Raw genomic sequence first — 21,129 nt, 5'->3', positions numbered from 1 at the left:
ATACTCATCCTTCGCCTCCTCCAGACTTGGTGAATACGCCAACGCGTCTGGCGGGTCAGTCTAGCGCGACGGTATCGCTCGCCTCAAGTCGCCACCGCTGGCTGCGCAACATGAGTGGCCAGCGTCCTCAGCCCGGCATCGGCTCGCGCATGGTCACGAACTCTTCGGCCACCGTGGGATGGATGCCGATGGTGCGATCGAACACCTGCTTGGTCGCCCCCGCCCGCATCGCCACCGCGAAGCCCTGCACCACCTCGCCCGCGTCCGGCCCCACCATGTGCAGCCCGACCACGCGGTCGGTCTTGCGCTCGACGATCAGCTTCATGAAGGTGCGCTCGCCGCTGCCCGAGAGCGTGTGGCGCAGGGCCTTGAACTCGCTGCTGAAGATGTTGAGCTTGCCGAACTTCGCCCGCGCCTCGGCCTCGGTGTAGCCGCAGGTCCCGATGTTGGGGTGGGTGAAGACCGCCGTCGGCGTGAACTCGTAGTCCAGCGCCCGCGGACCCGGGCCGAACAAGGTGTCCACCACCACCATGGCCTCGGCCAGCGCCACCGGCGTGAGCTGCTGACGGGTCGAGACGTCGCCCACGGCGTAGATGGAAGGCACCGAGCTGCGGTAGTGGGCATCGACCACCACGCCGCCGCGCTCGTCCAGCGCCACGCCGGCCGCCTCCAGCCCAAGGCCCTGGGTGTTGGGCACGCGGCCGGTGGCGTACAGGATGGTGTCGGCTTCGATCCGCTGGCCGCGCGAGAGCAGCGCGCACAGGCCGCTGTCCAGGCGGGTGATCATGTCGATCTCGCAGTTGAAGCGGATGTCGATGCCGCTTCGGGTCATCTCCTTGGCCAGGAACTGACGCAGGTCCTCGTCGAAGCCGTTGAGCAGGTGGGCGGTGCGGTGCAGCTGCGTGACCTTCGCGCCCAGGCCGTTGAAGATGGAGGCGAACTCGCAGGCGATGTAGCCGCCACCCACGACCAGCAGGCGCTTCGGGAAGGGGTCGAGGTCGAACATCGCGTCCGACACCACCACGTGCTCGCCCCCCGCCACCGGCGGGACGTAGGGCATGCCACCGGTGGCGACCAGGATGTGCCGTGCCGTGCGGCGCTGCTCGCCGATCTGCACCGTGTTCGCATCGGCCAGCTGCGCCCAGCCCTGGATGAGCGTGACGCCCGCACCTTCGAGCAGGCTCTTGTAGATGCCGTTGAGGCGCTTGATCTCCCTCGCCCGGTTGGCCTTGAGCACGTTCCAGTCGAAGCGCGGCGGGCCGTCGAGCTGCCAGCCGAAGCCCGCCGCCTCCTCGAAGGACTCGGCATAGCCGGCGGCGTAGCTGTAGAGCTTCTTGGGAATGCAGCCGACGTTGACGCAGGTGCCGCCCAGTTCGGCGCATTCGGCCACCGCCACGCGGGCGCCGCGCTGGGCCGCCATGCGCGCGGCCCGCACGCCGCCGCTGCCGCCGCCGATCACGAAAAGGTCGAAGTCGAATGTGCGCATGGGGTGACCGCTCCTTGCGGCCGACTGTAGCCGGCCCCAGGAAGGGCTGCTTGCGCCCCGCGCGTCAGGGCCGGTCGCTCTGCTGTCCCGGGTCCCTGATGGCACGCTGCATCTGCTGGGCCCGCACGTCGGCGGCGCGCTGCTGGATCTGCTGCATCGTGCGCTGCTGGATCTCCTGCGACTGGCGCAGCGCGTTGTGCTGCTGCATCTGCAGTTGCTGGGCCTGCTGCTGCTGCGCCTGCATCTGCTGAGCGCGCTGCGCCTGCTGTTGCTGCAACTGCTGCATCTGGAGCTGCTGGGCCTGTGCCGCCCGCTGCTGCATCTCCTGCTGCGCGCGCCAGGCCTGCTGCTGTTGCTGCTGCAACTGCATCTGCTGCTGGGCTTGCGCCTGGGCGGCGCGCTGCTGCAGCTCCTGCTGCTGGCGCACCGCCTCCCGCTGCTGCATCTGCTGCATCTGTTGCATCTGTTGCATTTGCTGCGCCTGCTGCATCTGCTGCCCCTGCTGGAAACGCTGCGCCTGCTGCAATTGCAGCTGCTGCTGGCGAGCCTGCACCGCGCGCTGCTGGAGCTGCAGTTGCTGCTGCTGCTGCGCCTGTTGGGCCTGCTGCGCCTGCTGCAGTTGCCGGGCCTGCAGCTGCTGGATCTGCCGCGGCCGCAGGTCGGGCGGCGGCAGCGCCGAGGCCGAGCGGCCGAAGCCACCCGCGTGCCGGTCGCCGCGCAGCGGCACCGGCACCGCGGTCGCGATCTGCATCTGCGCGATCCGGTCGTCCGGCACGCGCAGGAAGTCGCGCCGCGCGATCGGCCCGCGGCCGAAGATGTCCACCGGCACCAGGGAGAGCGCGCCCGGCGTGTTGCGATGCAGGTAGTCGGCGCGCGCCAGCTGCCGCTGGTAGGCGATGGCGCGGTTGACGTCGTCGACGTAGCGCTGGCTGGCGCGGTAGCCCGGCCGCCAGGCCTCGCCGGGCGCCAGCGGGAACCAGCCCACGCCCGGCCGGCCTCCCGCCGCCACGTTGGCATGAGCGCCGACGAAGCCGACCAGCGCCGGCGCATAGACCGGCCGCGGGCCCAGCCGGCCCGGCACCCAGGCCCACCGCGGCCCGACGCGCGCCCAGCGCCCGTAGTGGGAGGTGGCGAAGCCCCAGGGCGCCGCGTCGATCCAGGTCCACCCCCAGGGCGCGATCTCGGTCCACTGGCCATCGCGGTAGGGTGCCCATTCGGGGTCGACGCTGCGCGGATACCAGACCGCGCCATAGCTCGGATCGTTCTGCCAGTCACCGTAGCGATCGAGCTGCTGGTAGCCGAGCACCTCGCGCGGCACATAGCGCGCGGCAATCGACTGCGCCTCCAGCCGCTCGCGCTCCGCCACCCAGCGGTCGAAGGCCGCCTCGCCGGCACGCACCGGCGCACCGCTCACCGCGGCGAGCTGGCGCCCCGAGACGGTGAGCTGCTGGTGGGCGCCGAGCGCCACCGACTCGCCGTTCTCGCCGTAGAGCGTGACGGCGCCGGACGCCACCGCCACGCGCGTCGTGCCGGCGGCCGGGTCGGCCTCGATGCGCAGGTCGCCCGGCGCCTCGACCACGACCGCCAGGTTGGCGGTGCCGATTTCCAGGCGCTGCCCGGCCGGCAGTTCCGGCGCGCTCAGTTGCAGCCGCCCCTGGCTCAACGTGAAACGGGCGTTGTCGTCGTCGAGCTCGGACACCACGAGCTGGGTCTGGTCGTCCATCCGCAGCGCAGTGGCATCCACCTGCAGCTCGGCGCGCGCATTGCGGTCGGTCCACAGCCGGTCGCCGGTGGTGATCGGCCGGTTGGGCACCGCGTCGTACCAGCTGTCGTCGCCGGCCGGCGAGAAGCTGACCGTGCCCTGCTGCTCATTGAGGCGGGCCACGCGGCCCGGCGGGTCTTCCTGGGCCCAGGCGGCGGCGCCGGCCAGCAGCATCATCACCAGGCCCAGCAGCCAGCCGGCGGCGACGCGCGCGGCGGGCGGATGCATGTGTCGTCTCGTCATGATCGGTCCTCGGGGCAATGACCCATCCAACGCGCCAGCCCGGGCCGCGGTCGGCAACTGCATTGCAAAGTTCTGGAAACTATGACGCGGCCGGCGCAACCATGTGTAAGCCAGGGGCTCAGCGGAGCCTCGGATGCGCGAGGAAGAAGCGCAGCATCTCGGCGCTCGCGTCCGGCCCACGCGGGTCCGCGAACGAGCCTTCCGCGCTGCCACCTGACCATGCATGCCCGCCGCCGTGCAGCACCCAGTGCTCGACCACGACGCGGCCATGGGCATCGGCATGGGTCCGGCGCGTGAAGGCGCGGCCGTCCTTCGAATGTCCCCGCGTCTCGTGGGCCGGCCGCAGGCCGCCGCCGGCCTGCGCATCCGCCACCAGCTGCTCGCCGTTGCGCGGGTGCACCGTATCGTCGGCGTCGCCATGGAAGACGATGGCCGGCGGCATCGGCCCCGCGGCGGCGTGGTGGGCGCCAGGGCCGTTCTTCAGCACGGCGATGCCCGTGAAAAGGTCGCGCGCCGCGCCGCGGGGCACGCCGGAGTGCACGCCGACCGCGGCGAAGAGCTCCGGGTGCGTGCGGCCCAGGATGTCCGCCATCGCCCCGCCGGCCGACAGGCCCGCCACGTAGACACGCGCCGGATCGGCGCCGTGCTCGGCCACCATCGCCTGCGTGAGCGCCGCCAGCAAGGCTGGCTCGCCGCGCCCGCGCTGCTGGTTCTGGGGCAGGAACCAGTTCCAGCACCGCGCCGCGTTCTGCCTGGCAGTCTGGGTCGGATAGAGGACGAGCATGCCGAGCTCGGCCGCCAGCCGGTTCATGCGCGTGCCGGCCGCGAAGTCTTCCGGGTCCTGCGTGCACCCGTGCAGCATCAGCAGCAGCGGGCGGCGCCCGCGCGCACCGCGCCCCGGCACGAAGAGCTTGTAGTCGATCGGGCGGTGCCGGTGCTCGAAGCGGCCGTCCAGCCACAGGTCCGGCGCCGCGGGCGGCAGCAGGCCGAGGCGCCGCAGCAGCGCCTCGCCCCGGCGCGCGAACCCGCGCCGCCAACCCGCGAACGGCGAGCGCACCCGGCGCGCCCTAGCCGCCGTAGAGATACTTGGGCAGCCACAGCGTCAGGCTGGGCCACACATACATGAACGCCATGCAAAGAATCACGATCAGCATGTACGGCATCATGCCTGCGAAGATCTGGTTGAGCGTGACATGCGGCGGCGACACGCCCTTCAGGTAGAAAGCCGACATCGCCACCGGCGGCGACAGGAAGGCCGCCTGCAGGTTCACGAACACCAGCACGCCGAACAGCAGCGGGTCGATCTGGAAGTGGGCCAGCAGCGGGAGGAAGATGGGGACGAAGATCACGATGATCTCGGTCCACTCCAGCGGCCAGCCCAGCACGAAGATGATGGCCTGCGACAGCAGCAGGAACTGCAGCGGGCTGAGATTCATCGACAGCACCCAGTGCTCGATGATGCTCTGCCCCCCGAGCAGCGCGAATACCGCCGAGAACAGCGCCGAGCCGACGAACAGCCAGCACACCATGGCAGTGGTCTTGGCGGTCAGGAACACCGCCTCCTTGATGCGCTGGAAGTTCAGCGTCCCGGCCTGCCAGGCCATCAGGAAGGCGCCGGCCGCGCCCACGGCCGCCGACTCCGTGGCAGTGGTGATGCCGAACAGGATGACGCCCAGCACGATCAGCGTGAGGATGCCCAGCGGCATGACCGAGGACACCAGCATGCGCAGGATCTCGAACTGCTCGGCATCCATCTTCCAGTAGTACAGCACCAGCAGCGCCAGCACCGCCGCACAGGTGATCCAGAAGCCGGTGTAGAAGGCCGCGGGCACCGGTTCCGCATGCGGCGCGGCGACAGGCTCGCCGAGCTGCTGCAGGCCGCCGCCGGCCGCGGGTGCGGCAGGCTCGGCACCGGGCGGCTCCTGCACGCCGCCGGATGGGGACGAAGATTCCTGCGCACCAGGTGGCTCCTGGAGTCCGCCTTCGGCCGGCGGCTCCTGCAGCCCGCCTTCGGCCTTGGGCTCGGCCAGGGACGCCGCCGCGGGCGCGGCGGCCGCCTGCTCGGCCGCCACCGGCGCCGCGCTCTCGCCCTGTTGCGAGTAGATGGTCACGTACCACCAGACCGAGCCCAGTGTCACCACCGCCAGCAGCAGCGGCGTCAGCGCGCTGACCAGGAAGCCCACCAGCGTCAGCCAGCGCAGGCGCACGCCCTCGGCGCCGGCAGCCAGGGCCCGGCCCGGCGCGACCACCGCGGCGAGCAGCGCCGGCAGCAGGCGCTGCGAGTAGTGCGCCGCGATGTGCGCCACCGCCGGCGTGATCGGCGCACGCTGCTGCTCGGGCGGCAGGCGCGGGGCCACCTTGGGGCTGATCAAGGCCCAGCCGATCACGTACATCAGGTAAAGGAAGGCGAGGAAGAAGCCCGGGAACATCGCCGCCGCGTAGAGCTTGACCACCGACTGCCCCGCCACCGCGGCGTAGACGATGATCATCACCGAAGGCGGGATCAGGATGCCCAGCGTGCCGCCGGCCGTGATGACGCCGGCCGCGAGACGGGTGTCATAGCCGGCGTTGAGCATCGGCCGCATCGCGATCACGCCCATCAGCACCACCACCGCGCCCACCAGGCCGCTGGCGATGCCCCAGAAGGTGCAGATGATCAGCGTTGCCACCGCCAGCGAACCGGGCAGGCGGCGGAAGGCGAGCTGCACGCTGTGGAACATCTTGTCCACCAGCGCACCGCGCTCCATCACGTAGCCCATCAACACGAAAAGCGGGATGGACAGCAGGGTCTCGTTGGTCATCGCGCCGAAGGTGCGCTGCACCATCAGGTCGAAGACATGGTTGTCGAGCCAGGGCTTGGACGGGTCGTAGAAAGCGTAGAAGCCGAACACCATGCCCAGCCCCATGAGGGTGAAGGCGGTGGGAAAGCCCATCATGATCACGACCACGATGAGGCCCAGCATGCTGAGCCCGATGGCGGCATTGCTCATTGGAGTACCTCCGCGCTGCGCGCTGCGGCATTCGCCTTCGGAACGGACGTGCGGCTCATGTAATGTCCCTCCCGCGCGCCCGCGCCGCCTCGTCCAGCGCCTTGGCGCGCTCCATCGCGTCGCGCCGGGCCTCCTCGTCCACGTAGGTGCTGCTGGCGAGCTGCTGCTCGACCACGTCCATCTCCTCGGCGTCCTTGAGCCGCTCCGGCCAAGCGCCGGTGCGCAGGCACACCACGCAGCGCAGGATCTCGGCCAGCCCCTGCACCATGACGATGACGCCCGCCACCGGGATGATGAACTTGAACGGGTACACCGGCAGCGGCGTGGCGTTGAAAGTCTGCTCGCGCATGGCGAGCGAGTCGTTGAAGTAGTCCCAGCCGGCCCAGGTCAGCGCGCCGATGCCGGGCAGGAAGAACAGGATGTAGAGCGCCAGGTCCAGCGAGGCCTGGGTGCGCGGCTTCATGCTGCCGTAGAGGAAGTCGCCGCGGACATGGCCGTTCTGGGCGAGGGTGTAGGCGCCGCACATCATGAAGAGGGTGCCGTACATCATGTTGTTGGCGTCATAGATCCAGGCAGTGGGCGCGTTCAGCGCGTAGCGCTTGAAGACCTCCGCGCACACCACCAGCATCAGGGCGATGATGAGCCAGGCGAAGAGCTTCCCCGTCCAGGCGCTGAGCCGGTCGGCGGCATGCAGCAGTTGTTGAGTGTTCATCGGTGCACCGGGATGCGGCAGACACAAAACAGCCTTCCGGTGGAGGCCGGAAGGCTGGCTCGGCGGGCTGGCCTCACGCCTTCTTCTGGGTCCCGAAGTAGTGGTTGTACGCCATCTTGAAATCGACCATGTAGTCGCTCTGCCACTGGCCGGCCTTCTGGGCAAAAGCCTTCTGGGAATCGAGCACCTTCTTGAACAGCGGGTTCTCCCCCGCCTTCTTGGCGATGGTCTTGTCCCACGCGGCGAGCTGGGCCCGCAGGATGGCGTCCGGCGTCTTGTAGAACTTGACGCCCGCCTTCTTGAGCTCCTCGTAGTCCTTGGTGTTGCGATCGATGGCCTTCCAGCTCATGTCGGCGCTGGCGGCCTGCACCGCGTAGTCGACGATGGACTTGAGCTCCTGCGGCAGGGCGTTGAACTTGGTCTTGTTGAACAGGATCTCGAACTGCTCACCGCTCTGGTGGAAGCTCTGCAGCATGCAGTTCTTGGCCACGTCCTGGAAGCCGAGGGCACGGTCGCTGGACGCGTTGTTGAACTCGGCCGCATCGATCAGGCCGCGGTCCAGGGCGGGCACGATCTCGCCGCCGGGCAGCGGGTTCACCGCCGCGCCCATCTCGGTGAACACGTCCACCGCCAGGCCCACGGTGCGGAACTTCAGGCCCTTCATGTCCTCGACCTTGGCCACCGGCTTCTTGAACCAGCCCAGCGGCTGCGTCGGCATCGGCCCGTAGAGGTAGGACACCACGTCCATGTTGATGGCCTTGTAGATCTCCTCCAGCAGCGCCTTGCCCCCGCCGTAGTTGTGCCAGGCCAGCACCATGTTCGGGTCCATGCCGTAGGCCGGGCCCGAGCCCCACAGGGCCAGCGCCGAGTTCTTGCCGTAGTGGTAGGCCACCACGCCATGGCCGCCGTCCAGCGTGCCCTTGTTGACCGCCTCCAGCAGCTGGAAGGCCGGCACCACGGCGCCCGAGGGCAGCACCTCGATCTTGAGGCGGCCGCCGGCCATGTCGTTGACCTTCTTGGCGAAGTCGTTGGCGTACTCGTGGAAGATATCCTTCGCCGGCCAGGTGCTCTGGAAGCGGAACGATGCAGTCTGCGCCATGCTGACCATGGGCGCGGACATGGCGCCGGCCGCCACGGCGGCGCCCTTGAGCAGGCTGCGGCGGCGGTTCGGTTTGTTCTCGGTCATTGCGTGTGTCTCCGTAGGTGACTCTGGAAAGCCCAGACTTCCGATCTTTGACACGTGAACAAACGTCACAAAGAGGGTTTTCACGAACTGGTGAAAAATCATCGAATCGGAGGCCGCCGATCCTCCGCATTTACCCTGAAGAAAGAACGTGCAATGAGCAAGACGGATTCGAGCCCCACGCCAGTGCGCAATGCACCGGCTGGTGAACAGCAGCCGGAGGGCGTGCGCCCGGCCGAAGGCTATGCGGGCGACGTGCTGCCGGAACTGGCCCATGCCTGGATGACGAATGGCGAGGCGGTGCTGGTCGACGTGCGCAGCGACGCCGAGCGCGAATGGGTGGGTTTCGTGCCCGGCGCGGTCGGGCTGGCCTGGAAACAATGGCCGGGGATGGCGCTCAACCCCGGTTTCGACGACGGCCTGCGCGCCGCGGTGCCGGCGGGCAAGAAGGCGGTGCTGCTGTGCCGCAGCGGCGTGCGCTCGATCTCGGCGGCCCGCCGCGCCACCGAGCTGGGCCTGGAGGCCTACAACATCCTCGAGGGCTTCGAGGGCGATGCCGACGCAGAGGGCCACCGCGGGCGCAAGGGCGGATGGCGGCTGCGCGGGCTGCCCTGGAAGCAGAACTAGCGGTCAGGACTGGCGGTCGAATCGCCGGCATCACCCGGGTCTACTCCCGAGCCCACCGGCCTCAGTGATCACTTCAGCGGCGGAATCCGCAGCTTCTGCCCCGGATAGATCTTGTCCGGATGCGTCAGCATGGGCTTGTTGGCCTCGAAGATCGCGTTGTACTTGTTGGCGTCACCGTAGTACTTCTTGGAGATGGCCGAGAGCGTGTCGCCGCGCACCACGTCGTGGTACTGCGCCGGGTCGGCCGCGGGCGCCACCAGCTGGTTGTCCACCTTGGTCACGTTGGCCACATTGCCGGCCGCGAGCGAGGCCTTCTCGCTGGCTTCCTGCGAAGGCGCATTGCCCTTGAGCGTGACCAGGCCATCCGCGGCGGTATAGGCCACCTCCAGGTTGGTCAGGCCGAGGTTCTGCGTTTCGATGTAGGTCTTGATGGCGTCGCCTGCCACCTTGTTGGCATCCGGCTCACCCGCGTGCGCCGACGAGCCGCCGAACAGCTTTTCTCCCGCTTCCTTGATGAAACTCAGCAAACCCATGGGATTCTCCTTGTGTGCCTTGGTTGATGGGAAGGGCACTTTAACGGCAGGCCGTGACGCGCCCGCGTAGGCGCCCATCGCGATTGCAAGCGCCGATGAGCGCAACTCGCAATAATGCCGCGCATGGCATTCCTCGCGATCGACATCGGCAACACCCGGCTCAAATGGTCCCTCTTCGACGCGGCCAAGCCGGACGCGCAGTTGCTGGCGCACGGCGCAGAGTTCCTCGACCACATCGAGCGGCTGGCGGACGGCCCCTGGGCGGACCTGCCCTCGCCCACCTCGATGCTCGGCTGCGTGGTGGCCGGCGATGCGGTGCGGCGGCGCGCGGAGGAGCAGGTGACCGAGCGCTTCGACTGCTCGCCGCGCTGGGTGGTCTCCAGCGCCGCCGAGGCGGGCATCGTCAACGGCTACGACCACCCCACCCGCCTGGGCGCCGACCGCTGGGTCGCGATGATCGGCGCGCGCCACCGCATGCTGGCCGAGGGGCCGGCCCGGCCGATGGTGGTGGTGATGATCGGCACCGCGGTCACCGTGGAGGCGGTCGACGTGCATGGCCGCTTCCTGGGCGGGCTGATCCTGCCGGGCCACGGCATCATGCTGCGCGCACTGGAGTCGGGCACCGCGGGCCTGCACGTACCGACCGGCGAGGTGCGCGAGTTCCCCACCAACACCAGCGACGCTCTGACCAGCGGCGGCACCTACGCCATCGCCGGCGCGGTGGAGCGCATGGTGCAGCACCTGCGCGCCCACTGCGGCGCCGAACCGGCCTGCTACATGACCGGTGGCGCGGGCTGGAAGATGGCGCCCAGCATGAACGGCAACTTCGAACTGGTGGACGGCCTGATCATGGACGGGCTGCTGGTGATCGCGCAGGAGCGCATGCTGGCGTCCTGAGCCCCGGAACACGATTTACTCGCTGCGACACTTGTAACGGATTTGCGCGACCTTCGGGAGCCACGCCGAGCGCGGACGCCGGCACCGGCACCGGCACGTATAGCCAGTTGCCGCAAGCGGCGCACGAACGCGCGCGCCTAGAGTGGGGGATGGAGTACAGCCACGAACACCTCGCGATCCAGAAGACCCTGCGGCGCTTCATCGACGAGGAGATCAACCCGCACGTGGACGAGTGGGAAGCCGCCGAAGCCTTCCCCGCCCACACGGTGTTCAGGCGCCTCGGCGCGCTGGGCCTGCTGGGCCTGCACAAGCCCGAGGCGTACGGCGGCGGCGGCCTCGACTATTCCTATGCGATGGCCATGGCCGAGGCGCTGGGCCACGTGCGCTGCGGCGGCGTGCCCATGGCCATCGGCGTGCAGACCGACATGTGCACGCCCGCGCTCGCGCGCTTCGGCAGCGACGAGTTGTGCCGCGAGTTCCTGGCGCCCGCGATCGCCGGCGAGACGGTGGGCTGCATCGGCGTGAGCGAACCCGGCGCCGGCAGCGACGTCGCCGGCCTGAAGAGCCGCGCGCGCAAGGACGGCAGCGACTACCTCATCAGCGGCCAGAAGATGTGGATCACCAACAGCCTGCAGGCCGACTGGATGTGCATGCTGGTCAACACCGGCGACGGACCCGCGCACCGCAACAAGTCGCTGGTCATCGTCCCCATGGACAGCCCCGGCATCGAGAAGGCGAAGAAGATCCGCAAGATCGGCATGCATTCCAGCGACACCGGCCTGATCCACTTCGACGAGGTGCGCGTGCCGCAGCGCTTTCGCATCGGCGAGGAGGGCCAGGGCTTCGTCTACCAGATGCAGCAGTTCCAGGAGGAGCGGCTGTGGTGCGCCGCCAGCTCGCTGGAGCCGATGGAAAACTGCATCCGCGAGACCATCGAATGGGCACAGCAGCGGCAGCTGTTCGGCGGCACGCTGGCCGACCAGCAGTGGGTGCAGTTCAAGCTCGCCGAGCTGCAGACCGAGGTGGAGGCCCTGCGCGCCCTCACCTACCGCGCCTGCGACCTCTACGTGCAGGGGCAGGACGTGACCGCGCTCGCGTCGATGGCCAAGCTCAAATGCGGGCGGCTCACGCGCGAGGTGGCGGACACCTGCCTGCAGTTCTGGGGCGGGATGGGCTTCACCTGGGAGAACCGCGTGTCGCGCCTCTACCGCGACGGCCGGCTGGCCTCGATCGGCGGCGGGGCCGACGAGGTGATGCTGGGCATCCTGGCCAAGACGATGGGCATCGCGAAGCGGCCGCCGCGCGGCTGATTCCTGCCTTGCTCCCTCTCCCGCTGGGAGAGGGCTGGGGTGAGGGCTGCGATACAGACTTTGCGCCTGCTCGAAGGCCCGGCGCCCCCACCCCAGCCCTCCCCCGAAGGGGAGGGAGCAGGAACCCGTTTACGTGGAATTCCGTACAGCCCTGGTCAGCCAGCGGTCAGGCTCCGGCAACGACCCTCGAATGGTTCACAACGAGGATCGAGACAATGCGTATCAAGAGTCAGGCTGACTTCTATTCGGGAGTCATGTTCACGGTCGTGGGGGGCACGTTCGCCATCGGCGCCACCAACTACAACATCGGCGACGGCGCCCGCATGGGCCCCGGCTACTTCCCTCTCATGCTGGGCATCCTGCTGGCCCTCCTGGGCGTGGTCATCCTGTTCCAGGCGCTGGTGGTGGAGACGGTCGACGGCGAGAAGATCGGCAGGTGGGCCTGGAAGCCCCTGGCCTACGTGCTGGGCGCCAACCTGGCCTTCGGCGTGCTGCTCGGGGGCCTGCCCTCGATCGGCGTGCCGGCCATGGGCATGATCATCGCGATCTACGCGCTGACCATCATCTCCAGCATGGCGGGCGAGCACTTCAAGCTGCGTGACGTGCTGGTCCTCGCCACCATCCTCGCGCTGGGCAGCTACGTGGCCTTCATCTGGGCCCTCAAGCTGCAGATCCAGGTCTGGCCGACCTTCATCTCGGGCTGAAGGACGGAAAGAAGCACACCATGGAACTGATCCACAACCTGGCGACCGGCTTTGGCGTCGCCTTCACCTTCACCAACCTGCTGTATTGCCTGATCGGCTGCATCCTGGGCACGTTGATCGGCGTGCTGCCGGGCATCGGCCCGGTCGCCACCATCGCCATGCTGCTGCCGGCCACCTACGCGCTGCCGCCGGTGTCCGCCCTGATCATGCTGGCGGGCATCTACTACGGCGCCCAGTACGGCGGCTCCACCACCGCCATCCTGGTCAACCTGCCGGGCGAATCGTCCTCGGTGGTGACCTGTATCGACGGCTACCAGATGGCCAGGCAGGGACGGGCAGGCCCAGCCCTGGCAGCGGCCGGCCTCGGCTCCTTCTTCGCCGGCTGCGTGGGCACGCTGATCCTGGCTGCCTTCGCGCCGCCGCTGACCGAGCTGGCCTTCAAGTTCGGCCCGGCCGAGTACTTCTCGCTGATGGTGCTGGGCCTGATCGGCGCGGTGGTGCTGGCCTCGGGCTCGCTGCTCAAGGCGGTCGCGATGATCGTGCTGGGCCTGCTGCTGGGCATCGTGGGCACCGACGTCAACTCGGGCGTGGCGCGCTTCTCCTTCGACATCCCCGAGCTGACCGACGGCATCGGCTTCGTCGTGATCGCGATGGGCGTTTTCGGCTACGGCGAAATCATCGGCAACCTCTCGCACCCGGACGACGAGCGCGAGGTCTTCACCAACAAGGTCAAGGGCCTGTGGCCCACCAAGGAAGACTTCAAGAACATGGCGCCCGCCGTGCTGCGCGGCACCACCCTCGGCTCGGCGCTGGGCATCCTGCCCGGCGGCGGTGCGCTGCTGGCGGCCTTTGCGGCCTACGCATTGGAGAAGAAGATCAAGATGCGCCCGGGCGAGGTGCCCTTCGGCAAGGGCAACATCCGCGGCGTGGCTTCGCCCGAGTCGGCCAACAACGCCGGCGCGCAGACCTCCTTCATCCCGCTGCTGACGCTGGGCATCCCGCCCAACGCCGTGATGGCACTGATGGTGGGCGCGATGACCATCCACAACATCCAGCCCGGCCCGCAGGTGATGACCAGCAACCCCGAGCTGTTCTGGGGCCTCATCGTCTCCATGTGGCTCGGCAACGCGATGCTGATCATCCTGAACCTGCCGCTGATCGGCATGTGGATCAAGCTGCTGACGGTGCCCTACAAGTTCCTGTTCCCGGCCATCGTGCTGTTCTGCGCGATCGGCGTGTACTCGACCAACAACAACACCTTCGACGTGTGGATGGTCGCGATCTTCGGCTTCATCGGCTACCTCTTCATCAAGCTGCGCGCCGAGCCGGCCCCGCTGCTGCTGGGCTTCATCCTGGGGCCGATGATGGAAGAGAACCTGCGGCGCGCGCTGCTGCTGTCGCGCGGCTCGTGGAGCGTTTTCGTCGCGCGGCCGCTCTCGGCCGGCCTGCTGGTCGCCGCGCTGCTGCTGCTGGGGATCGTGCTGCTGCCTTCCATCAAGGCGAAGCGGGAAGAGGCCTTCGTGGAGGATTGAGCGTCCTCTGGGTCTGTACGCAAAGGCCGCCTTCGGGCGGCCTTTTTGTTTGGCTATGCGAGTCCGAGCAGTTGGCGAGCGAGACCGTGCGTTCGTGACGCCGGATCGGCCACCTCGTGCAGCACATCCATGTGGTTGCGCCCCGGCACCCGCTCGGCCGCAACGACCCGCGGCCCCCAGGCCTGCGCGATCAGGTCGGCCTGGCGCAGGAACTCCTCGCTTTCCTCGCCTCCGACCACGGTCGCCAGCGCGCCGCGCGGCGGTGCCGGCATGGCCGCGGGGCTCAGGCGCCGCGCCGATGCAGCGCTCAGGCCGATGTCGGCCGCCAGGAAAGGCGCGTGCCGCAGCGGCTCCAGGTCGTAAAGGCCCGAGATCGACAGCGCGGCCTTGACCAGGTCCGGCGGCAGGCCGGGCGCCACCGCCGGCCAGTCGCAGGCGAGCAGCGTCGTCGCCAGATGGCCGCCCGCGGAATGGCCGGCGACCACGATGCGCACCGGGTCACCGCCGTACGCCGCTGCGTTGGCATGCACCCAGGCCAGCGCCTTCACGGTCTGCAGCACGATGTGCTCGATGGTCACGGCCGGGCACAGCGCGTAGTCCAGCAGCACCACCATCGCACCAGCCTCCGCGAAAGGCGGCGCCACGAAGCTCTGGTCGCGCTTGCCGAGTGCGCGCCAGTAGCCCCCGTGGATGTAGACCAGCACCGGCGCGCCGGGACGCGCGGCGGGCAGGATGTCGAGCCGCTCGCCCGCATCCTGGCCGTATGCCAGATCGAGCACCCAGCCCGGGCGCTCGTAGGCACGCGCCGAAGCTTCGGCCCAGTGCGCCAGGATCGCGGGGTGTCCCGGAATTCGCGCGCGATTGTTGTACTGGGCGTCGTACCAGGCGGGCGAAGGCTGCATGGCTTCGGTCATCCGTTGGCCCAATTTCGGCTGAACTTCGGCCGGACTCAACCCCGCTTCGCAGCGGCTGCCGCCGGCACGCGCGCACCGTTCGGCCGGGGCCGGCCGCGCGCCGCCGGCTTCTGCTCCGACTCGCGCAGGGCGGCGTCGATCAGCGCGTCGGCCATCCACAGCGCGGTGCGCTCGACCTCGCGGTCGCCCAGGCCCCAGATGTCCTTGAGGATCACGTAGGGCTCGATGCCGTAGACCACCGAGAGGGCATGGTGCAGGCGCTTGCGCACCGCCGGCCGCAACTGCGGCACCAGCGGCTCGATCGCATGCTCGAGGATGCGCACGCGGTGGCCGCGGCGGTAGGGCTCCTCTTCCAGCAGCCCGGCGCGCTCCAGGCCCCATTGCTCCAGCGACAACTGCGCCGCCGCGCGCATCTGCGCCTCGAACTCCTTGAAGCGAGGGAAGGTCCGCAGGAACAGCTCGTGCACCCGCTCGCGGCCGTTGGGGTTGTCGGAGGCCAGCCGGCGCACCGGCCCGAGCGAGCTGTCGACCACCGCCGTGATCAGCGCGCTGCGGCTCGGGAAATAGCGGTAGGCGGTGGCGCGCGAGACCTTGGCGCGGGCCGCCGCCTCGGCCACCGAGGGGATGTGGCCGCTCTGGCGAATGATGTCCATGGCGGTGTCGAGCAGCAGCTTGAAGGTCGCCGCCTTGACGCCGCGCTCGGGCGGCACGGGCGGTTCGCTCAGCTTGTGCTTCAGTCGCGGCATGGGGTTTCTACGGGTTCGGGAGGACCTGGGTCTGCTTGTGGTTGTCCGAGGTCGGCACGTATGATGCACCCATCCCGATTTGAGACGCAAGTCTCAAAGTACGACGACAGTTCCCCGATCCTGCGGCGGCCGGCACGAGCGGCACATGACCGCAGGACAAGACGGAGACAAAGGCGATGCGCTTGGCCAGCTGGAGTTGGGGTGGACGCGAGCACGTCGGCACGATCTCGGCCGACGGGCGCGAAGCCACGCCGCTCGCGCTGCGCGATGCCTCGGCCGGCGTGCTGCCCCTGATCCAGGCCCTGGCGCAGGGCGACCCCCTTCCTTCCCCTTCCGGCGCGCGGCTTCCCGTGGAAGTGCTGTCGCTGCGCGCACCGCTGCCGCGCCCGCTGCGCAGCATCTTCTGCATCGGCCGCAACTACCGCGCGCATGCGAACGAGCTGGCCGGCACGGTGTTCCGCGAGGCCATGCCGCAGAGCGACCCCTGGCCGATCGTCTTCGGCAAGCTGGGCGAATGCGTGATCGGCCCGCGCGACGCGGTGCGCCTGCCCTCGCCCGCCACCACGGTGCAGATCGATTACGAGTCGGAGCTGGCGGTGGTGATCGGCCGCGGCGGCCGCGACATCCCGCGCTCGCGCGCCATGGACCACGTGTTCGGCTACACCATCGTCAACGACGTGACCGCGCGCGACGTGCAGATGCGCCACCAGCAGTGGGAGCTGGGCAAGAGCTTCGACGGCTTCTGCCCGATGGGCCCGTGGATCGTGACGGCCGACGCGCTGGACGGCCGCGCCACCCGCGTGCGCGGCTGGGTCAACGGCGCGCTGCGCCAGGACGGGCTGACGAAGGACATGATCTTCGACATCCCCACGCTGATCGAGACCTGCTCGCGCGGCATCACCCTCTTCCCCGGCGACGTGATCGCCACCGGCACGCCGGCCGGCGTGGGCATGGGCATGACCCCGCCGCAGTGGCTGCGCTCGGGCGACGTGGTGCGCATCGAGATCGATGGCATCGGCGTGATCGAGAACCCCTTCGAGTAGGCGGCGATGGCATTCCAGACGATCGACCGCGTCGCGGTGGAAGAGGAAGGCGAAGGCCCCGCCGTCGTCTGCGTGCACGGCCTGGGCGGCAGCGCCAACACCTTCACGCCGCTGATGCCCGCGCTGGCGCGGCACCGCGTGATCCGGGTGGACCTGCCCGGCAGCGGGCGCTCGCAGCGCGCGGAGGGCGAGCTCAGCATCGCGCGCTATGTCGAGACCCTGCTGCGCGTCTGCGAGCGGCTGCAGGTGGAGCGCGCGCACTGGATCGGCCACTCGATGGGCACCATCGTCTGCCAGCACATCGCGGCCGACCATCCGAAGCGCACGGCCAGCGTCGCGCTCTTCGGCCCGCTGATCGCGCCGCCCGATGCAGCCCGCAGGGCGATGAAGGCGCGCGCCGCCAAGGCACGCGAAGGCGCTGCCGGCATGCAGGAGATCGTGCAGGGCCTGCTGCAGGCCGCCATCTCCGCCGACACGCGCCAGCACCTGCCGCTGGCGGTGGCCTATGTGCGCGAGAGCCTGATGCGCCAGGAGGGCGAGGCCTACGCGCGCAGCTGCGAGGCGCTGGCCGCCGCGCCCGCCGCGGCGGTGGAGCGCATCGAGGCCCCGGTGCTCCTGGTCACCGGTGACGAGGACGGCGTGGCGCCGCCGCAGGCGGTGCGCGCCATGGCCGACCGGCTGCACAACGCCGCGAGCAAGCGGGTGGTGGTGCTGCCGCGCTGCGGCCACTGGACGCCCATCGAGCGGCCCGAGGAATGCCAGCGCGAGCTGCGCGAGTTCCTGGCCACCATTGCGAGGAGATGACATGGCGGATGTTCTCTTCACCAACGTGCGTGTCTTCGATGGCGGCGGCGAGGCGCCATTCACCGGCGACGTGCTGGTGCAGGGCAACCGCATCGCGCGCGTGGTCAAGACCGGCTACGGCGGGCGCGCCGCGCCGGTGATGGGCGCGCAGCTGATCGACGGCGCCGGCGCCTTCCTGATGCCCGGCATGGTGGAGGCGCACACGCATTTCTCCTGGAACGACCAGCCCAGCCTCGACGCCATCCAGCGCATGCCGCCGGAGGAGCACATCCTCTGGTGCGCCGAGGTCGCCAAGCGCTACCTCGACATGGGCTGGACCAGCTGCGTCGGCGCCGCCACCGCCAAGCCGCGGCTGGACGTGGTGATCCGCAACGCCATCAACGACGGCACCATCGTCGGCCCGCGCTACCTCGCGGCCAGCCAGGAGATCACCGTGCCCGGCGGCCTGGGCGACACGACCCAGCCGCACCTGCCGCAGCCCGAGTTCGCCTTCGGCGCGGTGGTCAGCGGCGCGGAGGAGATGCGGCGCTGCGTGCGCATGTTCGCCAAGTACGGCGTCGACTCGCTGAAGATCAATCTCTCGGGCGAATCCATCACCGGCATGCCCAGCGAGATGAGCCAGTTCACCGAGGAGGAGATCGCCGTCTGCGTGCAGGAGGCCAAGGCCTGGGGCAAGCGGGTGGCCGCGCATGCGCGCTCCACCTGGTCGATCAAGCAGTGCGTGAAGCAGGGCATCGAGGTGATCTACCACGCCAGCTTCACCGACGAGGAGGCGCTGGACCTGCTCGAGGAGCACAAGTTCGAGCACTTCATCGCACCCGGGCTGGCCTGGTTGATCAACACCTGCCACCACGCGAGCGAATGGGGCCTGACGCCCGAGGTGACGCGCCGCATGGGCTACCACCGCGAGCTGGAAGCCGCCGTCGAGAGCATGCGCGCGCTGCGCAAGCGCGGCGTGCGCATCCTGCCCGGCGGCGACTACGGCTTCGCCTGGACGCCGCACGGCACCAATGCCAAGGACCTGGAGTACTTCGTCAAGTACCTGGGCATGAGCACCATGGAGGCACTGCTCTCGGCCACCGCCTGGGGCGGGCCGATGATGCGCATGGGCAAGGTGCTGGGCTACGTGCGCGAAGGCTACCTGGCCGACCTGCTGCTGGTCGACGGCGATCCGCTGGCCGACATCACGGTGCTGCAGGACAAGGCGCGCATCCTGGCCGTGATGAAGGACGGTGAATTCCATCGCGCGCCGCCGGTGCGCCGCGCGCACACCACCCGCTGGGCAGCCTAGGAGAAGCACATGGCCGATGTCGTCTTCACCAACGTCCGCATCCTCGACGGCACGGGCCAGAACCCCTACACCGGCAGCGTGCTGGTGCGCGGCAACCGCATCCGGCAGGTGGGCCGCAGCACGGCGCCGATCGCGCCCGGCGGCGCGATGGTGGTCGATGGCGCCGGCGCCACGCTGATGCCCGGCATGTGCGAGGCCCACACGCACTTCTCGTGGAACGACGCGGCCACCCTCTCCGCCATCCAGCGCATGCCGCTGGAAGAGCACGTGCTGTGGTGCGCCAAGGTGGCGAAGCGCTACCTGCAGGCCGGCTTCACCTCCTGCGTGGGCGCGGCCTGCGCCAAGCCGCGGCTGGACGTGGTGATCCGCAACGCGATCAATTCCGGCCAGATCCCCGGCCCCCGCTACCTCGCGGCCAGCCAGGAGATCACCGTGCCCGGCGGCCTGGGCGACGAGACCCTGCCGCACCTGCCCTTCCCCGAGTTCAGCTTCGGCGTGAACGTGAACTCGGCCGACGAGATGCGCAAGGCGGTGCGCATGTTCCTCAAGTACGGCGTCGATTCGATCAAGCTCAACCTCTCCGGCGACAACTTCACGCCGGACTCTCCGGCCGAGACCACCTGGATGAGCGACGAGGAGGTCGACGCCGCCATGCGCGAGGTGCGCGTGCGCGGCAAGCGCGGCACCGCGCATGCGCGCTCCGCGGCCTCCGTCAAGCAGGCGCTGCGGCACGGCATCGACGTGATCTACCACGCCAGCTTCACCGACGAGGAGACGCTGGACATGCTGGAGGCCGCGAAAGACCGCATCTTCGTCGCGCCCGGCATCGCCATCCTCTACGCCATGCTGCACGAGGCCGAGCCCTACGGCATCACCCACGAGAAGGCCTGCGCCATGGGCTACCAGATCGAGTGGGACGCGGCCCTCGAATCGCTCAAGGCCATGCACCGGCGCGGCGTGCGCGTCCTGCCGGGCGGCGACTACGGCTTCGCCTTCACGCCGCATTGCCAGAACGCCCGCGACCTCGAGTTCTTCGTCAAATACCTGGGCTTCACGCCGATGGAGGCGATCCGAAGCACCACGCTCTACGGCGGCCAGATCATGATGCGGGGCCACGAGCTCGGCACCATCCAGGACGGTCACCTCGCCGACCTGCTGCTGGTCGATGGCGACCCGCTCGCCAACATCGCCATCCTGCGCGACCCCAAGCGCATCCTCGCCGTGATGAAGGACGGCGAGTTTGCCAAGGCGCCCGAGATCGCGTCGCAGCGCGCGTGGGAGCACGCGGCATGAAGCTGAGATGGCTGCCCTGGCTGCTGGTCGGCGGACCGATCGCGGCGTTTTCCATCTGGGCCCTGGTGGACAACCCGCGCCTGTACCTGATCACGCTGCTCAACGGCCTCACGCTGGCCTCGCTGTACTTCATCGTCGCCAGCGGATTCACCCTGGTCTTCGGCCTCATGCGCAACGTCAACCTCGCGCACGGTTCGCTCTACCTGCTGGGCGGCTACGTCGCCTTCGTGGTCGCGGACCGCACCGGCTGGTGGATCCTCGCGCTGGCCGCCGGCTTCGCGGTGGCCGCGCTGGGCGGCCTGCTGATCCAGCTGCTGGTGCTGCGCCACATGCAGGGGCAGGAGTTGCGCCAGACGCTGGTGACGATCGCGCTGTCCATCGTCATCGCCGACCTCCTCCTGTGGACCTTCACCGGCCAGGTGCACCAGATGGAGGCCCCGGCCTGGCTGCAGGGCCCGATCCGCGACATCCCGCTGATCCGGGCCTACTCCGCCTATCGGCTCTCGCTGCTCGGCTTCGGCATCGTGATCGGCCTGGCGCTGTGGTGGCTGCTCACGCGCACGCGGGTGGGCATGATGATCCGCGCCGGCGTGGACGACCGCGGCATGCTCTCCGCCTCGGGCGTGAACGTGAACATGGTGTTCGCCGTCACCTTCATGCTCGGCGCCGGCCTGGCCGGCCTGGGCGGCGTGATCGGCGCGGTGGAGCTGTCGATGGTGCCGGGCGAAGACACGCGGCTGCTGCTGGCCTCGTTGATCGTGGTGATCGTGGGGGGGATGGGCAGCGTGCCGGGGGCGGCGATCGGGTCCGCCATTCTCGGGCTGGCGGAGACCTATGGGCTGGCCTACGCGCCGACCTACAGCGTGGTCTTTACCTTCGTGATCCTGATCCTGGTGCTGGCGTTTCGGCCTCGGGGGATCATGGGGAAGGGGGCGACATGAGGCATTCGCCGGCGCCGGTCTTGCTCCCTCTCCCTCACCCTCTGGGGGAGGGTGGGGGTGGGGGCACCGGGCCTTTGTTTTGGCATTGCGCTTGTTGTTGCGCAGGAGCCGGGAATTC

19 protein-coding genes are annotated in these 21,129 nt (G+C 69.3%); 10 read left to right on the top strand and 9 right to left on the bottom strand.

All coding sequences use genetic code 11. The features are described from left to right. Positions 1-127 precede the first annotated feature (127 nt). The 6 genes from gorA to A8M77_RS33635 form a co-directional block, all read right to left on the bottom strand. The gene (gene gorA / locus A8M77_RS33660) at positions 128-1,486 is read right to left on the bottom strand and encodes a glutathione-disulfide reductase (RefSeq protein ID WP_086925823.1); all 1,359 of its coding nucleotides are present in this window, start codon (positions 1,484-1,486) and stop codon (positions 128-130) included. A gap of 64 nt (positions 1,487-1,550) precedes the next feature. Next, positions 1,551-3,491, bottom strand: coding sequence for a DUF6600 domain-containing protein (locus A8M77_RS33655; protein WP_143694872.1), 1,941 nt, complete (start codon positions 3,489-3,491; stop codon positions 1,551-1,553). Positions 3,492-3,609: 118 nt separating this feature from the next. Next, the gene (locus A8M77_RS33650; RefSeq protein WP_238137067.1) at positions 3,610-4,548 is read right to left on the bottom strand and encodes an extracellular catalytic domain type 1 short-chain-length polyhydroxyalkanoate depolymerase; all 939 of its coding nucleotides are present in this window, start codon (positions 4,546-4,548) and stop codon (positions 3,610-3,612) included. Positions 4,549-4,558: 10 nt separating this feature from the next. After that, a complete protein-coding gene (locus tag A8M77_RS33645; RefSeq protein ID WP_086925820.1) occupies positions 4,559-6,481 on the bottom strand; it encodes a TRAP transporter large permease in 1,923 nt (640 codons plus the stop codon). Between the two features lie 55 nt (positions 6,482-6,536). Continuing rightward, positions 6,537-7,193: a TRAP transporter small permease subunit gene (locus A8M77_RS33640; protein WP_086925819.1), complete on the bottom strand. Its 657-nt coding sequence runs from the start codon at positions 7,191-7,193 to the stop codon at positions 6,537-6,539. A 73-nt stretch (positions 7,194-7,266) separates the two neighbouring features. Further along, on the bottom strand, positions 7,267-8,379 hold the full coding sequence (locus A8M77_RS33635) for a TRAP transporter substrate-binding protein (RefSeq protein WP_086925818.1): 1,113 nt from the start codon (positions 8,377-8,379) through the stop codon (positions 7,267-7,269). Positions 8,380-8,532: 153 nt separating this feature from the next. On the opposite strand from A8M77_RS33635, the gene A8M77_RS33630 reads away from it, so the two are divergent. Next, on the top strand, positions 8,533-9,003 hold the full coding sequence (locus A8M77_RS33630; RefSeq protein WP_086925817.1) for a rhodanese-like domain-containing protein: 471 nt from the start codon (positions 8,533-8,535) through the stop codon (positions 9,001-9,003). A gap of 68 nt (positions 9,004-9,071) precedes the next feature. Here the strand turns inward: A8M77_RS33630 and lysM are convergent, their stop codons facing one another. Next, positions 9,072-9,536: a peptidoglycan-binding protein LysM gene (gene lysM / locus A8M77_RS33625; RefSeq protein WP_086925816.1), complete on the bottom strand. Its 465-nt coding sequence runs from the start codon at positions 9,534-9,536 to the stop codon at positions 9,072-9,074. A gap of 123 nt (positions 9,537-9,659) precedes the next feature. Here lysM and A8M77_RS33620 point away from each other — a divergent pair, with 123 nt between their 5' ends. The 4 genes from A8M77_RS33620 to A8M77_RS33605 all read left to right on the top strand — a co-directional run bounded on the left by A8M77_RS33620 (position 9,660) and on the right by A8M77_RS33605 (position 13,979). After that, complete coding sequence (locus tag A8M77_RS33620) at positions 9,660-10,433, top strand: type III pantothenate kinase (protein WP_086925825.1); 774 nt, start codon at positions 9,660-9,662, stop codon at positions 10,431-10,433. A 149-nt stretch (positions 10,434-10,582) separates the two neighbouring features. Beyond that, positions 10,583-11,743 carry an acyl-CoA dehydrogenase family protein gene (locus A8M77_RS33615; RefSeq protein WP_086925815.1) on the top strand — a complete coding sequence of 387 codons (1,161 nt, stop codon included), beginning with the start codon at positions 10,583-10,585 and terminating at the stop codon, positions 11,741-11,743. A 215-nt stretch (positions 11,744-11,958) separates the two neighbouring features. Further along, complete coding sequence (locus tag A8M77_RS33610) at positions 11,959-12,447, top strand: tripartite tricarboxylate transporter TctB family protein (RefSeq protein WP_086925814.1); 489 nt, start codon at positions 11,959-11,961, stop codon at positions 12,445-12,447. 20 nt (positions 12,448-12,467) lie between these two features. Then, a complete protein-coding gene (locus A8M77_RS33605) occupies positions 12,468-13,979 on the top strand; it encodes a tripartite tricarboxylate transporter permease (RefSeq protein ID WP_086925813.1) in 1,512 nt (503 codons plus the stop codon). Between the two features lie 53 nt (positions 13,980-14,032). Here A8M77_RS33605 and A8M77_RS33600 read toward each other — a convergent pair whose 3' ends face one another. Both A8M77_RS33600 and A8M77_RS33595 read right to left on the bottom strand, forming a co-directional pair. Then, complete coding sequence (locus A8M77_RS33600) at positions 14,033-14,881, bottom strand: alpha/beta hydrolase (RefSeq protein WP_086925824.1); 849 nt, start codon at positions 14,879-14,881, stop codon at positions 14,033-14,035. A 47-nt stretch (positions 14,882-14,928) separates the two neighbouring features. Beyond that, on the bottom strand, positions 14,929-15,639 hold the full coding sequence (locus A8M77_RS33595) for a TetR/AcrR family transcriptional regulator (protein ID WP_086925812.1): 711 nt from the start codon (positions 15,637-15,639) through the stop codon (positions 14,929-14,931). 176 nt (positions 15,640-15,815) lie between these two features. Here A8M77_RS33595 and A8M77_RS33590 point away from each other — a divergent pair, with 176 nt between their 5' ends. The 5 genes from A8M77_RS33590 to A8M77_RS33570 are packed head-to-tail and all read left to right on the top strand — an operon-like array spanning position 15,816 to position 21,011. Then, positions 15,816-16,682, top strand: coding sequence for a fumarylacetoacetate hydrolase family protein (locus tag A8M77_RS33590; protein WP_086925811.1), 867 nt, complete (start codon positions 15,816-15,818; stop codon positions 16,680-16,682). Positions 16,683-16,688: 6 nt separating this feature from the next. Continuing rightward, positions 16,689-17,486 carry an alpha/beta fold hydrolase gene (locus A8M77_RS33585; RefSeq protein WP_086925810.1) on the top strand — a complete coding sequence of 266 codons (798 nt, stop codon included), beginning with the start codon at positions 16,689-16,691 and terminating at the stop codon, positions 17,484-17,486. 1 nt (position 17,487) lies between these two features. After that, complete coding sequence (locus A8M77_RS33580) at positions 17,488-18,777, top strand: metal-dependent hydrolase family protein (RefSeq protein ID WP_086925809.1); 1,290 nt, start codon at positions 17,488-17,490, stop codon at positions 18,775-18,777. Between the two features lie 9 nt (positions 18,778-18,786). Continuing rightward, positions 18,787-20,070, top strand: coding sequence for a metal-dependent hydrolase family protein (locus A8M77_RS33575; protein WP_086925808.1), 1,284 nt, complete (start codon positions 18,787-18,789; stop codon positions 20,068-20,070). Beyond that, entirely contained in the window at positions 20,067-21,011 is a 945-nt protein-coding gene (locus A8M77_RS33570) for a branched-chain amino acid ABC transporter permease (RefSeq protein WP_086925807.1), read from the top strand. Before A8M77_RS33575 ends, A8M77_RS33570 begins: the two co-directional genes overlap by 4 nt. The last annotated feature ends 118 nt before the right edge of the window (positions 21,012-21,129 follow it).

Origin of the sequence: Variovorax sp. JS1663 (assembly GCF_002157355.1) — a bacterium.
Classification (GTDB): Bacteria; Pseudomonadota; Gammaproteobacteria; order Burkholderiales; family Burkholderiaceae_C; genus Variovorax.
This window is presented reverse-complemented; position numbering and strand designations above follow the sequence as displayed.